Source organism: Methylotenera sp., assembly GCF_030684185.1.
In the GTDB taxonomy this organism is placed as follows: domain Bacteria; phylum Pseudomonadota; class Gammaproteobacteria; order Burkholderiales; family Methylophilaceae; genus Methylotenera.
The window spans coordinates 203206-219543 of record NZ_JAUXOY010000030.1 but is presented as its reverse complement, the minus strand read 5'-3'; the positions used below and the strand labels follow the sequence as shown (position 1 = coordinate 219543).

Annotated in this window: 14 protein-coding genes and 2 riboswitches; of the genes, 9 read left to right on the top strand and 5 right to left on the bottom strand. The window is 43.0% G+C overall.

All coding sequences use genetic code 11. From position 1 onward, the window contains the following. Positions 1-122: 122 nt before the first annotated feature. Positions 123-356: riboswitch (cobalamin riboswitch) on the bottom strand. A gap of 224 nt (positions 357-580) precedes the next feature. From Q8J82_RS13155 to Q8J82_RS13145, 3 genes are all read left to right on the top strand, one after another. Further along, the gene (locus Q8J82_RS13155) at positions 581-1111 is read left to right on the top strand and encodes a hypothetical protein (RefSeq protein WP_305328457.1); all 531 of its coding nucleotides are present in this window, start codon (positions 581-583) and stop codon (positions 1109-1111) included. Next, positions 1077-1475 (top strand): hypothetical protein, encoded by a 399-nt coding sequence (locus tag Q8J82_RS13150; protein ID WP_305328456.1) that lies wholly within the window; start codon positions 1077-1079, stop codon positions 1473-1475. Before Q8J82_RS13155 ends, Q8J82_RS13150 begins: the two co-directional genes overlap by 35 nt. Positions 1476-1800: 325 nt before the next feature. Beyond that, on the top strand, positions 1801-3603 hold the full coding sequence (locus Q8J82_RS13145; RefSeq protein WP_304908000.1) for an ABC transporter ATP-binding protein: 1803 nt from the start codon (positions 1801-1803) through the stop codon (positions 3601-3603). Position 3604: 1 nt separating this feature from the next. On the opposite strand, the gene metE is transcribed toward Q8J82_RS13145, so the two are convergent. Beyond that, the gene (metE, locus tag Q8J82_RS13140; protein ID WP_304907999.1) at positions 3605-5878 is read right to left on the bottom strand and encodes a 5-methyltetrahydropteroyltriglutamate--homocysteine S-methyltransferase; all 2274 of its coding nucleotides are present in this window, start codon (positions 5876-5878) and stop codon (positions 3605-3607) included. A 109-nt stretch (positions 5879-5987) separates the two neighbouring features. Between metE and Q8J82_RS13135 the strand changes: the two genes are divergently transcribed. Continuing rightward, a complete protein-coding gene (locus tag Q8J82_RS13135; RefSeq protein WP_304890360.1) occupies positions 5988-6899 on the top strand; it encodes a LysR family transcriptional regulator in 912 nt (303 codons plus the stop codon). On the opposite strand, the gene Q8J82_RS13130 is transcribed toward Q8J82_RS13135, so the two are convergent. From Q8J82_RS13130 to Q8J82_RS13115, 4 genes are all read right to left on the bottom strand, one after another. Further along, positions 6896-7126 (bottom strand): hypothetical protein, encoded by a 231-nt coding sequence (locus Q8J82_RS13130; protein WP_305252282.1) that lies wholly within the window; start codon positions 7124-7126, stop codon positions 6896-6898. The two genes, Q8J82_RS13135 and Q8J82_RS13130, sit on opposite strands and share 4 nt — an antisense overlap. A gap of 26 nt (positions 7127-7152) precedes the next feature. After that, positions 7153-9093: an LTA synthase family protein gene (locus Q8J82_RS13125; protein WP_305328455.1), complete on the bottom strand. Its 1941-nt coding sequence runs from the start codon at positions 9091-9093 to the stop codon at positions 7153-7155. Positions 9094-9152: 59 nt separating this feature from the next. After that, on the bottom strand, positions 9153-9899 hold the full coding sequence (locus Q8J82_RS13120) for a phosphatase PAP2 family protein (protein ID WP_305328454.1): 747 nt from the start codon (positions 9897-9899) through the stop codon (positions 9153-9155). Between the two features lie 331 nt (positions 9900-10230). After that, on the bottom strand, positions 10231-10377 hold the full coding sequence (locus Q8J82_RS13115; RefSeq protein WP_304890356.1) for a hypothetical protein: 147 nt from the start codon (positions 10375-10377) through the stop codon (positions 10231-10233). A 207-nt stretch (positions 10378-10584) separates the two neighbouring features. Beyond that, positions 10585-10691, top strand: a riboswitch (TPP riboswitch). Between the two features lie 67 nt (positions 10692-10758). Here Q8J82_RS13115 and thiC point away from each other — a divergent pair. From thiC to Q8J82_RS13090, 5 genes are all read left to right on the top strand, one after another. Then, positions 10759-12642: a phosphomethylpyrimidine synthase ThiC gene (gene thiC / locus Q8J82_RS13110; RefSeq protein ID WP_304907996.1), complete on the top strand. Its 1884-nt coding sequence runs from the start codon at positions 10759-10761 to the stop codon at positions 12640-12642. A gap of 283 nt (positions 12643-12925) precedes the next feature. Beyond that, the gene (locus Q8J82_RS13105; protein ID WP_304890354.1) at positions 12926-14152 is read left to right on the top strand and encodes a pseudouridine synthase; all 1227 of its coding nucleotides are present in this window, start codon (positions 12926-12928) and stop codon (positions 14150-14152) included. A gap of 44 nt (positions 14153-14196) precedes the next feature. Next, entirely contained in the window at positions 14197-14589 is a 393-nt protein-coding gene (locus Q8J82_RS13100; RefSeq protein WP_304890353.1) for a YidB family protein, read from the top strand. A gap of 112 nt (positions 14590-14701) precedes the next feature. After that, the gene (locus tag Q8J82_RS13095) at positions 14702-15529 is read left to right on the top strand and encodes an undecaprenyl-diphosphate phosphatase (protein WP_304890352.1); all 828 of its coding nucleotides are present in this window, start codon (positions 14702-14704) and stop codon (positions 15527-15529) included. Positions 15530-15678: 149 nt separating this feature from the next. Next, positions 15679-16323, top strand: a complete 645-nt coding sequence (locus Q8J82_RS13090) for an exopolysaccharide biosynthesis protein (RefSeq protein ID WP_304890351.1) — start codon at positions 15679-15681, stop codon at positions 16321-16323. The last annotated feature ends 15 nt before the right edge of the window (positions 16324-16338 follow it).

Below are 16338 nucleotides of genomic sequence, written 5' to 3'. Positions count from 1 at the left end.
ACAATGAAAAATCGCCAAATAAAAACCAGCATGGCGGAGCGTATGTGCACAGACAATGACACTCCATCTGCCGAGGACACCCCGCCTCAAACGTTATAAAAATACTTTTACACATCAACAAACATGTAAAAAATGTCTACGGCAGGTCTCCTGGCTTTCAGGTCATCATTATTTGTCGGCCTTCCCAAATTTATTAACATCAAATTCAGTGGCACATCTATTTAACAAATAACTCGCTGATTACAGTTGCGGGGGCAGCTTCGGCATTAAAGTTTTTATAGCAAAAACCTTGCACCGTATTCCCTTTTATCTTGATTTTTGACTAAAAATTAAGAACCGTAGAACCAAACTATAACGCAAAATAGCGTGGTGACTCAATAGAATAAACACAATATATAGATATTTTTTACAAACTAATCGCTATATTTATGTTTTATAAGGTTTTTATTTTTAAATTATTTAGTGACATTTGCAAATCTGTGATGCGACAATTTGCCACATTTACAAGCTAAAAAGTCGCTGTTATTCTGTCTGCGCTAGTAAAGTTTATGACATCTTTTGCAATCCAAAAGGAAAAGGCATGAGCGTCCTGATTATAGTTGTTTCTCCATTTATATATGATACTGCCGCTGTGGCATGGGGGTTACGTGAGTCATCGCATGACGTTGATGTGTGGTTTCCTCAAAACTACCCTGCCTCCGCATCTTTGTCTCTTGAGTTCAAGTCGCAGGATAAAGCAAAAATTTACGCCACTTCGGATTTAAACGACAAACAAATTGGGTCGAAAACTTTCACTTCAATATGGTTACGTCATCGCCTCCAAATAAGCGAATCATCTACACGAGCAGGTTTTTCTGATACTGCCTTTGCCGCCACAGAAGCAGACCATCTAGCTCAGGCCACGTTGCACCTACTCTCACCTTCTTCAATGTGGGTCAATCATCCACGGTGTAATGAAAAAGCATTTCTAAAACCACTACAATTAGATATAGCGCAGAAAATTGGATTTAATGTACCAAAAACGCTGATGTCAAATGACCCAAGTCATATTGTTGAATTCATTAAGAAAGTTGGCGGTGCTGTCGTATTCAAGACTTTCAAGGCGCATTGAACACCCTGATATTTCACCAATAAATTTGCCAGAATGGGTCAAATCGCAATGCTTGCAGTTAATGGAATATTTTGGTTTAGTCTATGGGTGTATTGATTTAGCTTTAGATAAAGCTGGCGTTTACTGGTTTTTTGAAGTCAATCCAAATGGACAATTTCTTGGTTATGAAGAAATATGTCCATCCGTGCCTTTATTGGATACTTTCTGTGAATTTCTCGCATCTGGTAATCCTCATTACTTTCGTAAACAAAAGCGCCCTCGTGTTCGATTTAAAGATTTTCTTAAGTCCGATGGAACGCAAACTTCGCTGGCGTGGCAACAGAAACATACTCAAGCGCCAGCGAAACATATCTATCAGGATTAAGGAAAGCCCTGTTGCTATCGTCATTTCATCGATGCGGCAGTTTTCAATGTAGTGAATTTAATAAGGAGGAATATTATGTTTTCAATTGAAATAAACAAAGAACCTCAATCTAACGTAGTGCAAAACGTAATATCCAATACGCGAGTATTGGCAAGACAGGTTGCCCATGTACTTCCACAAGAGCCCGACACCGCTTCAGTAGTATATGATACTGCGCGAAAAGGAGGTGGAAGACACAACGATTAGTCGTTAACTAGTAAGTCTTAATGGAATCATTTGCCGTGAGGACTATTACAACAACAAATATTTGAGATGGGTGGCAGTAATGGAATTTAAAAATAATTGGCAAGCTGCCATGCAACACATATTTGCCTCATATCAATGGGTATGGATTGCTTTTACGCTACTGTCATTATTAGCGGCTTGTCTACCAGTAACGATTTTTTATGGGTTGTCCTATTTAGTAGATCATGCGCCGCTTGTTGGAACTAATGCCGAGGCTATTCCTAAAAGTCTGCTCATCTTACTTATTGCCATGACGCTAGCCTTGCTTGGAACCAATGTTCTGACCCAAGTACAATATCTGCTCATCGATCACCTACGAGACCATATCAAATTTTCGGTTAAGCACGCTTTCTTACGAGCGGTACTTGGTGAAAATGATTTGGCTGTGCTAGAAAATAAAAAAACTAGCGCCCTGCTCTCGAATGCAACACGCAGTTTCGAGAACCTAGGGCTTTGGATTGATCACCTAGGCATGGCAGTAGTGAACTCGCTAGGTGTATTTTTTCTTTTGCTTTTAGGTTTCACTTTAAATTGGTGGATTCCGCCGCTTTTATTGCTGGCCGCTATACCATCAGCAATTACTCGGTATCAAGTTGTAGAGGCTAGTTACCATATCGAAAACGCTTTTGTAGATCGTTATCATCGCCTATCTTTGCAAGAGAGAGTAATGACGCAAAATGCTTACTTCAAGGAGGTTCGGCTCTTCGGTCTAAAAGATTACTTATTCTCTGTGTGGCAGAAAGATTCTCAGAAATGTGTTTCAGCATTTACCCAATCAAGAGTCAATGGCATCACCAAAACTGCTATCGCAGCCCTATTCGGTTCGGCAGTTGCTGCTTTTTGTACTCTATATTTTGCTTGGTCTGTAATGACAGGACATGCGAGTACAGGCTCGCTAATCATCATCATTGGTATCGTCATGCAACTGAGTGACGGGCTAAATTCTTTGGTTTACTCTACATTCAGAGCCGCTGAAACAGGCAGGCAAGTAATACCGTTGTTAAGACTGATTGACCAGATGAGTAATAAGCCTAAAGCTAAGGTAGATGAATCTATGGATGATGCAATGATACTTACTCTACCAGATATTGAAGTGTCTAATGTATCATTTGTTTATCCAGATACACAGGAATACGCTTTAAAAGAAGTTTCATTTACGATTAAATCAGGCGCGAAAATCGCTATTGTTGGCGAAAATGGGGCGGGCAAAACAACCTTAATTAAATTGCTCACAGGGCTACTTCAGCCAAGCAGTGGCCAGATTAGCATTAATGGATTGGACTTAGCCACGCTGGATAAATCTCAATATTGGGCGAGCATCGGGGCGGTGTTTCAGGATTATGCGAGATTTCCAATGTCAGCAAACTTTAATGTTGCGCTGGGCGATATTGATCGATTTGATGATCAAGATGGCATTAACACTTGTTTAGAGAGGGCAGGGCTTGCATCTTTTACTTCAAAACTTCCTGCCGACGAGCATGCAATCTATGAAGAGTTGTCTCTATCGGGAGGGCAATGGCAGAGGCTGGCTCTGGCACGCGCACTCTTTCGTACTAATAAAACTAAATTCATCATATTAGACGAACCAACATCAGCACTTGATCCCAACGCAGAACACGAACTATTTGAACGGTTTCTTGAACTCGCACATGATAAAACAACAATTTTCGTTACACATCGCCTCGCATTGGCACGCGAGGCGGATATGATTGTTGTTTTGGATCAAGGACGAGTTGTCGAAACTGGGCATCATGAACAACTGCTAGCTAGCGATGGCTTGTATAGCAAGATGTTTGCACGTCAAGCTTCTCGATACATGAACAGTACAGCCACCACTCAATAATCTAGCTCAAAAGTAATCGCAACTTTTTAGCCACCTCCACCATATTCATTAACGCTTGTCTGGTTTCACTCCAGCCACGGGTTTTAAGGCCGCAATCTGGGTTAATCCAAAGCCGTTCAACGGGAATAACTTCTATGGCGCGCTTCATTAGCTTTTCCATGGCCTCAACGCTTGGCACACGTGGTGAATGTATATCGTACACACCTGGGCCAATTTCATTGGGATAGGCAAATTCGCCAAAACCATCCAGCAATTCCATAGCAGAGCGCGAGGTTTCAATGGTAATCACGTCTGCATCCATGGCGGCAATAGCGGGTAAAATGTCGTTAAACTCTGAATAGCACATGTGCGTATGAATTTGCGTGTCATTGTTTGCTACGCTGGCAGATAGCTTAAATGCCCGCACCGCCCACGCCAAATAATGCGCCCATGCCGCTTTTTGCAATGGCAAGCCTTCACGAAACGCAGGTTCATCAATTTGAATAATCGCGATTCCAGCTTGTTGCAAATCATCCACTTCATCACGAATTGCCAGTGCTAATTGCAAGGCTGTGGTTTCACGCGGTTGGTCGTTGCGCACAAATGACCATTGCAGCATCGTTACAGGGCCTGTCAACATGCCTTTGACGGGCTTTGTTGAAAGTGATTGTGCAAAGCTTGCAGTGGCGACTGTCATGGGCAATGGTCGATGCACATCGCCATATATCACTGGAGGTTTCACACAGCGCGAGCCATAACTTTGCACCCAACCATTTTGTGTAAAAGCATAGCCTGCCAACTGCTCGCCAAAATACTCCACCATGTCATTACGCTCGGCTTCGCCATGTACCAGTACATCTAAGCCTAAAGACTCTTGCTCACTGATAGCGTAAGCAATGTGCGACTCCATATCGGCATGATATTTATGCTGACTGATTTCACCTTTTTTATATGCCGCACGGGTTGCGCGTATGTCAGGCGTTTGCGGGAATGAGCCTATGGTCGTGGTGGGTAATAATGGCAAATTTAAACGCTTACGCTGTGTTTGTTGGCGCACGCTAAATTCACTGCCGCGATTTTCATTTAAGGTATTAAGTCTACTCATGCGCGCTTCAACAAGCGCATTATGCACACGGTTAGAGTTGTTACGTGAGGCAATTGCTACGCGAGAAATTTCCAGCTCATTCGTGACTGATTCAACGCCGTGATTTAATGCTAGTGCAATAATATGCAGCTCATCCAACTTTTCATCGGCAAACGCTAACCATGATTTTATTTCAGCATCCAGCATATTTTCATGTGCCAGAGTAACAGGCGTATGCAGCAATGAGCAGCTAGGTGCAATCCACAAACGCTCACCTAATCTTTTCACCCAGGGTTCCAGCAGCGCCAATGTTTTATCTAGATCATTACGCCAAATATTACGCCCATCAATCACACCAACAGATAGTACCCAATGGCTAGGAATGGCATTTACCCACGGGCCAAGCTGTTCTGGCGCACGCACCAAATCAATATGAACTCCATCAACTGGCAAGCGGGCAATATAGGCTTGATAGCGCGATACATTGGCAAAATAAGTAGTGAGCAATAGTTTCGGGCGCGTGCCTCGTAAATAAGCATAAGCACGCTCAAAGGCTTTTAGCCAAGTATCATCTAAATCCAGCGCAAAAACCGGCTCGTCGATTTGCAGCCATTCAATTTTTTTGGCGTGTAGCGCTTGCAACAAAACTGCGTATTGCTGAGCTAAATTATCTAATAAATCCAGCTTATTGATGCCGCGCGCTTTGCTTAAATATAAAAAACTAACAGGCCCTAACAACACAGGCTTTACATTTTTGCTTAATTTTTGTGCCTCGTCTATTTGTCTTAAATAGTCATGTGCGTTAATTGTAAACTGCGTATTTTCATTCAACTCTGGCACAATGTAGTGGTAATTCGTATCGAACCACTTAGTCATTTCCATAGCTGGCTGTGCGGCATTACCACGCGCCAAGGCGAAATATTCCAGTTCATTTGCCGCAGCTTTTTCACCGAAACGCTTAGGCGTTGCGCCGAATAAAACACAGCAATCCAGTACATGGTCATATAAAGAAAAATCATTTGCGGTCACAAACGCCAAGCCAGCCGCCTGCTGCTTTTTCCAATGATTTTCGCGCAATGCCTGCGCAGAGGCTTGTAAAGTCTCTGCGCTGGACTCGCCACGCCAAAAAGACTCTAAAGCAAACTTCAATTCACGCTTTGCGCCCACACGCGGATAACCCAAAATGTGCGCTTTGATTGTATTTTTTGTCATTTTATAACCTAATCTCAAAGTAAGGCATGCATTTTCTAACGCAAAAATATTTTAATAAAGCGAAAGTTTTTGTGTTAAATTTGAATTAAATTCATATTGAATAAAAGCCATGATAGAAATTCGCCACCTAAAATCACTTAAAGCCATTGCTGAAACGGGTAAGCTAGGCCTGGCCGCCGAGCGCGTATTTTTAACGCAATCTGCGCTCTCGCACCAAATACGTGCCATCGAAACGCATTATGAAATCACCTTGTTTCAGCGTACTGCGCAGGGTTTACGCTTTACGCCTGCAGGTCAGCGGCTTTTAGATTTAGCCAGTGAATTGCTGCCGCTGGTGGATAAAACCGAGCGTGATTTAATCCGCCTGAAAAGTGAACAATCTGGTGAGTTAAGAATTGTTTTAGAGTGCCACACCTGCTTTGATTGGCTCACCCCCGTGATGGATGTATTCAGGCGCGCGTGGCCGGAGGTGGAAATTGATTTGGTGGCGGGCTTTCATAGCGACCCTTGGCACTTATTGCATGAAGGCAAAGCAGACTTAGTAATAGGCGGGTTGCCAGAAAAAATGCGCGACTTACAGCATCTGCCCCTATTCAAATTTGAAATAATGGCTGTTTTACCACCCAATCACGAATTACGGGCCAAACCTTGTCTGCTGGCCAGTGATTTCGCTCAGCAGACACTAATTACTTATCCTGTGCCAGAAGAACGTATTGATTTGATACGTCAGGTGCTGAAGCCAGAAGAAATTACATTTGAACGACGCACCGCCGAGCTTACTATCGCCATCATTCAGCTGGTGGCAAGCCGTAGAGGACTAGCAGCTTTGCCAAGCTGGGGAATCCAAAGCTATATAGAACATGAATATGTAATTGCAAAACCGATTACAAAAAAAGGCCTGTGGTCAGAACTTTACGCGATTGGCAAAAATGAAATCATGATGCGGCCTTATGCGCAGGATATAGTAAAAATAATTCGCGAAACCTGTACTAAAAATTTAGCAGGAATCAAGTTACTTTAAACAGCCTTATTTCTTAGCAATAACAAACAAACAAGCCAGCAACAATCAGCAAGGCACCTAATAATTAGGCGCAAAGTGATGGCTTCTTTAAGTAACCACCAAGCAAGCAATATGGCAATCACCACGCTGCCTTTGTCAATAAGCGTTGTAGCAAAAATCTTGATAACCCAGAAGATCAAAGTCACTTCTGGCACTTTGCTTAAAGCATATTTGGAAGCGCTATTCATATCGACTCCCTAATAGACATCCATAGTTAATTTTGTGGTTTAAGCTTAAGCGCACCCACTTTGTAAGCACGATTCGCGGTTTGATAGTAAGCAATGGCCTCATTGAGCAATGTTTCATCTACTTTTGTTGGCGTAGAGTCCATACTTTGTGGGTCGACTTGGTAAGCCTCAACTTTTCGTTTGGGGTTAAGCACAATTAAGTTTTTGTTTTTTAAGTAGCCAAGCGCCTGATAATTGCTGATAAATGCACGCTCTGGTAGCTTTTCAGCCTCTGCTTTAAATAACGATTGTCCATAAAAATGCTCTGCGCCTTTGGTGCCAAGCACATCTAACAGCGTAGGTACGATATCAATCTGGCTGGCAACGCGGCTGTAATGACCTGCGGGCAACATATCTGGCGCATAGAAAAATAATGGAATGTGGTACTTATCAACTGGCAGTTTAGTTTTACCCGCCACCGAAGCACAGTGATCCGCCACAATCACAAAAACAGTGTCTTTAAACCATGGTTTATTTTTAGAGTTTTCAATGAATTTACCAATCGCGTAATCAGTATATTCCACTGCACCTTCACGGCTGCCTTGCGGCAAATCAATTTTACCTTCCGGGAAAGTATAAGGGCGATGATTAGTAGTTGTCATAATATGTGCAAAGAATGGTTTGTTCGTTTTTGCGTTATTGTCAAATATAGCGATTGAATTATTAAACAAGCTTTCATCATCTACACCCCAAACATTTTCGCTTTGAATGGTTTTAGCATCAAAGTCGGTGCGATCGACCACGGTGTATGTGTTGCTTCTAAAATAAGCGTTCATGCTATCAAACACGCCATAACCGCCGTAAATAAAGAAAGTTTCGTAATTTTGTTGGTTCAGCAACTCGCCTATGCCAGCTAAATGGTCACTATTCGGGCGATGCACTATCGCTTGGCCCGGAATAGGTGGAATCGCGATAGAAAGTGCGTCTAAACCGCGCACGGTTCGGGTACCTGTAGCGAAAAGTTTATCGAACACCAGACTCTCGCCGGCTAATTTATCTAAATATGGCGTCAAGTTCTGCTTGTTGCCATAAACGCCAACATACTCTGCCGATAAGCTTTCTACCGAAATTAGCACCACGTTTTTTGGGCTGCGTGTGAATGGCCCTAACGCAACTTTATGATTAGCATCGTTAGGTAAAATAACGCCAGTGGGCTGGCGGCTTGACCCTACAGATTGCAAGGTGCTTAATGCCAATTCGTTGGAAATAGTTTTATAAAATTTATCGTAATCCAGCTCGTTACGTCGCGCAGCGGCAGAAAAACTAAAAATACCATTGCCAGCCAACTCATTGGCATAAGCATTTTTACCAAACTCCATTTGGTCTACATTCGCCAATTGAAAACTGATAACAGGTAGCGCAATGGCAGCAATGAGTAATTTAAGCTTTTGCTTGTAAGGCCTATGTTTAGTATCAAAACTCACAAACCTACTAATGCCAAACACAATCGCTAAGGCCACTAACGCAATTGCTAGCAATATCAGCGGAACAGGGTAAGATTCACGAATGTTGCCAATCACTTCTTTGGTATAAATTAAATAATCTACCGCAATAAAATTAAAGCGCGTGATGAATTCCTGCCAAAAAATATACTCAGAAACCGCGCCAAAAATTAAGCCGAAAGTAACTAAAAAAGTTAATATCCAGCGCGCTTTATTCACCCAGGCTTTGCTGCGCCAACGATTTAGCGAAAACAATGAAATCAGCAAAAACGGGATGGCGAAATAACAAAGCGCATTTAAGTCAAACCACAAGCCAACACCAAATACTTTCAGCGTTTGAAGGATAGAGAACTGGGTGACCCCTACGTCGACCCACAGCACGACTCGCAATATGAGCCAGATGGCCAGCGCAATTGCCGCCACAAGCACCGCCAGCGGCATTCTGTGGCGAAGGTGATGCGAAGGGGTTTGAGCTAATTTATTCATGCAATAACCTAAAATAATCTAAAAAAATACAGACCAGCTTGCATCGTTGCATGTGAACCTTAAGGTTGTCTTAACGTGCTGGATAATAATGTTTTAGGTGGCCATATCAGGTATTGCACGAACAACATCATCCAAACTACCCAAGCTGTCCATAAGTTATGTGACAAAAAATGTGCTCCTCGCATCATTTGCGCCCAGCCCATGATAAAACCCAACACCAGCGACGTCACCAACATCGCAACTGCTAATTTAGGTTTGTAATCACGAAAAGAAAAATAGAATGCCATCAACGCAAAACCTCCACTCGCGTGCCCTCCAGGAAAGCAATGTCCTGCTTCAACGCCTTTGGGTAAATTTTCAAACAGTTTTAATAATGGCAAATTGCCGCCATAAATGGTTAAGTTATTGGGGCAACCATGAATACTGAAACCTTTTAAAATTGAAACCGCACTACTTGAAAGTGCCATGCCAATAAACACCCAAAGAAACTGCTTTTTATAGAGGCCGATAGACGCCCTGAAAGGCGCCATTTTATTGCCTACCAGACCAAGGGCTAAAGTGCTTACAGCGACAAATACTATGCAATATTTCAAACCAGAGTGCATAACCATTTCTAAAAAAACTTGATGTTTAAGCGGAAAGCTTTGGGTTGCAGCATCAAAATAAGGCGCTATTAAAAATTGATCCAACCCCGTTTTTGGGTAGATAACCGCTAGAATAATTGCACTTAATAACAAGCCAACGATATGTTGTTGGTAAAAGCTGTTACCAACACCCAAGGCGAAGGTTTGATTTGAGGATGACATTTGAATTTCTTATAGATTTAATCAAGAGATAGATTGCAATTACAGTGCCAAAATAACAACACATGTATTTGCTTAGCTAACAAATTGTTTTATATAAATTTATTGCCGATGAGGCATAGGGAGATGCCAGGACGGCACATAAAAATGCTGCAAATTTCACATGAATGAAATCATTAGCCTACAAAAATTGCAGGGTAATAAGAACTACATGGCAAGTAGATAGAGTTGCTTAACTTTAAGTCTCTAACACGCAATCATTAGAAACCATTGATGTAACGGGAAATATAGTCAGCTAAAACTTTACGGTGAAACCATAAAGCTGAAAGACTTTTTAAAGATACAAAACGACGGGAAATACGGTGATTGCCAAGACAATAACCACCCACTCCATACCCCAGCGCTCTAACTGACCAGTGAAATGAAAAAACAGCGCGACAATTGCGACTAAGTAATAAAGAAGATAAAGAATTAAAGACATAAACACCCCCGACCTTTTTTACATTTGATTAATATGTTCATTATAGCAAGAACCCCAAGTGTTGCTGATGATTAAAAATCATTATTTACAATATTTTTGTTGGCACTTGTTGTTATTAGTCAATTAAAAATAAGCACTTAAGTAATTTCAAACTATAGCGCTTATAAGATAAGGGCTTGCTATTATTAGCAATTTAGCGTAATTTTCGTTGATTGCTAGGGGTCTATATTTTTAATATTTAAAAATCATAGTGAGAATCACCCTTTGAACCTGATGCGGGTCATGCCGCCGTAGGAAAGCACAATTGCTTTCCTATCAATAAACATAGGCAAAGCATCAAGATGCTTTCCTACTTTTGAATTAAATGAATAGGAACGCACCGTGAACGCAGCTGACAAAAACCTCACCAAATTTTTAACCGCCACCGCAGAAGTTGACCCTGCAACTACAACGCCATTTGCTAAATCACGCAAAGTTTATGTTGAAGGCAGCCGACCAGATATTCGCGTTCCATTTCGTGAAATTTCGCTAAGCGATACGCCTTCAGCTTTTGGTGCAGAGAAAAATCCGCCAGTTGTAGTATACGACACCAGTGGCCCTTACACTGACCCGACAATTAGCATAGATATTCGAAATGGCTTGCCAGCATTGCGTACAGGCTGGATTTTAGAGCGCGGCGATGTTGAACAATTAGACGGCCCCAGCTCCGAGTTTGGTGTCGCACGCAAAAACGACCCGGCATTAGCTGAAATGCGTTTCAATCTTACACGCAAGCCGTTACGTGCAAAGGCAGGTGCTAACGTGAGTCAAATGCACTATGCACGTAAAGGCATTATCACACCTGAAATGGAATATATCGCCATCCGTGAAAACCAGCGCCGTGAAAACATGAGCGAGTTGCTGCAAACGCAGCATAAAGGCCATGATTTTGGTGCCAGCATTCCTAAAATGATTACGCCTGAATTCGTGCGCGATGAAGTTGCTCGCGGCCGTGCGATTATTCCAATGAACATCAATCACCCTGAAATCGAGCCGATGATTATTGGCCGTAATTTCTTAGTAAAAATCAACGCCAACATTGGCAACTCCGCGCTCGGCTCTTCCATTAGTGAAGAAGTTGAAAAAATGGTGTGGAGTACGCGCTGGGGCGGCGATACCGTGATGGATTTATCCACAGGTAAAAATATCCATGAAACGCGTGAGTGGATTATCCGCAACAGCCCAGTGCCAATCGGCACTGTGCCTATCTATCAAGCATTAGAAAAAGTAAACGGTAAAGCCGAAGACCTCACTTGGGAAATTTTCCGCGATACCTTGATAGAACAAGCTGAGCAAGGTGTGGATTACTTCACAATTCACGCTGGTGTTCGCTTAGCCTATATCCCGATGACAGCAAAACGCATGACAGGTATCGTGTCACGCGGCGGCTCTATTATGGCTAAATGGTGCTTGGCGCATCATAAAGAATCATTCCTTTATGAGCATTTTGAAGACATCTGCCAAATCATGAAGCAATACGATGTGAGCTTTAGTTTAGGTGACGGCTTACGCCCAGGCTCAATTTACGATGCCAACGATGAAGCACAATTTGCTGAATTGAAAACATTAGGTGAGTTAACGCAAATCGCTTGGAAGCACGACGTGCAATGTATGATTGAAGGCCCAGGCCACGTGCCGATGCACCTGATTAAAGAAAACATGGAGCTTCAACTTGAGCATTGCGGTGAAGCCCCATTCTACACATTAGGCCCATTAACCACAGACATCGCACCAGGATATGACCACATTACCTCAGGTATCGGTGCGGCTATGATTGGTTGGTACGGCTGTGCGATGCTTTGTTATGTAACACCTAAAGAACACTTAGGTTTACCAGACAAAGAAGACGTGCGTGTAGGCATCATCACCTACAAAATCGCGGCACACGCGGCTGACTTGGCAAAAGGCCACCCTGGTGCACAAATTCGTGACAACGCATTAAGTAAAGCACGCTTTGAATTTAGATGGGAAGACCAATTCAATCTTGGACTGGACCCGGAAAAAGCCAAAGAATTCCATGATGAAACACTGCCGCAAGAAGGCGCAAAACAAGCTCACTTCTGCTCAATGTGCGGCCCGCATTTCTGCTCAATGAAAATCTCACAGGACGTACGTGATTACGCAGCTGAAAAAGGCGTTTCAGAACAAGAAGCACTGACCAAAGGCATGCAGGAAAAAGCCATTGAGTTTGTGAAAAAAGGTAGTGAGGTTTATCAGAAAGTTTAACTGGTAGATTTTAAGTCAAAGAAGCAGACCGAGTGCCTGCTTCTTTATTTTAGACATCTGAACTGTATTTCAACGTAGCGTATATTAACTAAAGAGATTTGTCGTCTAGATGATGAGTTGTAGCAAATGCTACCTACATCCCAATACAACCTATGTTCGAGCCTAGTTTGGCTCACCAAATAAGGCTCGAACATAATGTATGCAAACGTTTGTTTTAATAAATAGAGGAGTAGGACTTAATTTTGTTAAAATAGCTCAACAACCAAATTGAATACAGACTATTTTGACCACAATTAAACTAACTAAAAAACCTGACGATACGCAAGTTAAAGCGAGCAAAGCGCCTGTACGTCGCACAAATACGATTCAGCGTGACCGAAGCGTGACGCCACCTAATGTGAATAAGCCTGCTATAGCTGAATCGCAGCCTGCAAGGCAAGAGCCTGTGGCTCATACGTCCGCTAGAACTGGGCAACGTAATCATCGCTTCGATGGTAAGCCGCGTGAAAATACTCGGGGTGATGATGGGCAAAATGCCCGCCCAATATATCCGTCAAAATCTGCTGATGACAGAGAGCAACAACCTAGGCAAGCAAGGCCGCAGGGCGTTGATACACGCATTACACCACGTCCTGACAAAAATGAGCCGCAGTACCGTCAAGCGCCTCGCCGTGGTGGCAAGGTGCGTGATGGCTACGACTCAGTAAACACGCCACAATATGGTGCTGCAGCAAAAGCTGCGTATAAATCCACATCCATTAGCACTGAGTTACCACGGCTTTCTAAGGTGATGGCGGAGCGTGGTATTTGCTCGCGTCGTGAGGCAGACGAGTGGATTATGAATAGCTGGGTGATGGTGGATGGCGTGATTATTGATACGCTGGGCACACGCATTAACCCAGATGCTGAAATTGTAATCAGCAGTTATGCGCATGAAGTGCAGGCTGAAACAGTGACGATTATTTTGCACAAACCTGTAGGGTATGTGAGCGGGCAGGCGGAAGATGGATACCAGCCTGCGATTGTGTTGGTGCACCCTGATAACGAGTGGCTAGATGATCCCGAGTTAAATCAACACCATGCGCGAGAGTTTCAACGTAGGTATCTAAATGGCCTTGCACCAGCAGGGCGCTTGGATATTGACTCTACAGGAATGTTAGTGCTCACTCAAGATGGCCGCGTGGCACGCCATTTAATTGGTGAAGATTCAACGGTTGAAAAAGAATATCTGGTTCGCGTTGAAGGCACTTTGGATGATGAAGGTTTAAAACGCTTGAATTTTGGTTTAAGTTTAGATGGTGAAAAACTCAAGCCTGCAAAGGTCAGCTGGCAAAATGAAGACCAATTGCGCTTTGTGTTGCGCGAAGGTAAAAAGCGCCAGATTCGCCGCATGTGCGAAATGGTAGGTTTGCATGTGGTGGGCCTTAAACGCGTGCGTATCGGAAGTGTTAACTTAGGTAAATTACCTGTTGGACAATGGCGCTATTTGCGCAACGGCGAACGTTTTTGAGTTATGCTAATTCTTAGGCAGGTTTTTTCTTTTTAAGGGGATGAATGATGAGTTTATTCGACAACGTCGCAGGTGCGGTTTTAAGTAAATTAGGTGGGGAAAAAGGCGGCATGGCACAAATTGCCATGGAAATGTTTAATCAAAACGGCGGCTTAAATGGTGTCTTAGACAAATTCAAGCAGGGCGGCCTTGGTGATTTGGCGGCATCTTGGGTTAGCACTGGTGCAAACCTACCAATTTCACCAGATCAGATCTCTAGCGTATTAGGTAGCGGTGCAATTGCAGAAATGGCCGAAAAGTTTGGTATTAAGCCTGAAGTATTAACTAGCCAAATTGCTCAATATTTACCATCTGTGATAGATAAAATGACGCCAAATGGCGAAGTGACAGGCGACTCTAGCAATTTACTCAACACGGTTTTAGGCATGCTGAAATAAGTTAGTCAGGCAGATTCACGTAAAAGGGCGATTCATCGCCCTTTTTTATGGGCAAAAAATCAAGTACATAAATCCATCCGATAGTAAAAGCCAAACCTGCTAAAATACCGTCATGGACATCACATTATTACTTAAAGCCGCAATTCTTGGCATTGTTGAAGGTGCGACAGAGTTTTTACCCATTTCCAGCACTGGCCACCTCATATTGGTGGGCGATCTGCTCAACTTTATGGATCACGACAAACGCGGTGTGTTCGACATAGCCATTCAATTAGGTGCGATGTTGGCAGTGATATGGGAATACCGCACGCGCTTCGTAAGCACTTTTGCCGGCATCGGCCGTGACCCCATCGCCAATCGCCTAATCATCAATCTCTCCATTGCCTTTTTACCACTAGCGATTTTAGGTTTGGCATTTGGCGACAAAATAAAAGCATACCTATTTAAACCTGTGCCAGTAGCAATAGCATTTATTGCCGGTGCTTTCATTATTTTATGGGCAGAAAAGCGCAAGCACACCGTCACCATCGAGACTGTAGATGACATTCGTCCTTTAGATGCTTTGAAATTGGGATTTGCTCAAGCCGTTGCACTTATTCCCGGGATGTCACGCTCTGGCTCTACCATTATCGGCGGCCTGTTTTTTGGCTTATCTCGTAAAGCAGCTGCGGAATTTTCATTCTTTCTTGCAGTGCCGACGCTAGGAATTGCTTCGATTTACTCCATGTACAATGACCGTGCCTTGTTAAGCATAGATGACATAGGTGCATTGGTGATTGGGTTTATATTTGCTTTTATTAGCGCCATGATTGCGGTTCGCGCACTTATTCGCTACGTAAGCCATCACGATTTTACAATTTTTGCATGGTACAGAATTGCATTTGGTGTGATTGTATTGGTGACGGCATATACTGGCTTGGTCAATTGGACTGTACATTAAAGTGACAATCAATAGCTTAACAAGCCTTAATGCTAACTTGAATGATTCGCTTTTTTATGGTGATTTGTTGCCACACATGATTTCAAAGCGTTTGCTTGATAGCGCATTATTTTTCGTATGCAAGTGCCAGGCTATTTTTGGAAATTCGCATGAGTGACGCTACAAGTCAATTTGATGATTTAGTCGCCACTTTAAACCAATTCGCAGCACCCGCCGCCACCGAGCCATTAGCCTTTGGTGATGCCCTTGATAGCTTGGGCCATAACGCCTACACACTCACCGCAACCCTTGCGATACTGCCTTTTTTGCAACCCATTCCTTTAGGCTTGTTTGCCTTAGTTGGCAGTGCGGCATTTGTAGCATTAGGTTTGCAGCTTTATAAAGGAGAGGCGAATTTGGCCTTGCCACAAAAGATTCGCACGGTGACTTTAAGTTTACGTATGCGCCAAGCGTTAGTGAATACCTGCTTAAACATCATTCGATTCTTCCGTAAACTTTCTAAACCACGTTTAAGTTTTTTAGTTGAAGGCCGAACAAAAGAAAAAGTTGGTGGTTTTATTTTTATCATGGTTGGCTTGCTAGTGGCGATTCCACTTGGTGGCGTCGTGCCATTCAAAAACCTGTTTCCCAGCTTGGCCGTATTATTTTATTGCACGGGTGAAGTTGAACGTGATGGCTTGATGGTCATTTTTGCACTAATCTGTTTAGTGCTGACGATTATTTTTTACAGTCTTCTGGCATATCTAATATTAAAATTTGGCGTTGTTGCATTCAACCATTTTTTCTGGAAATAGTGCCAGACTGATTCT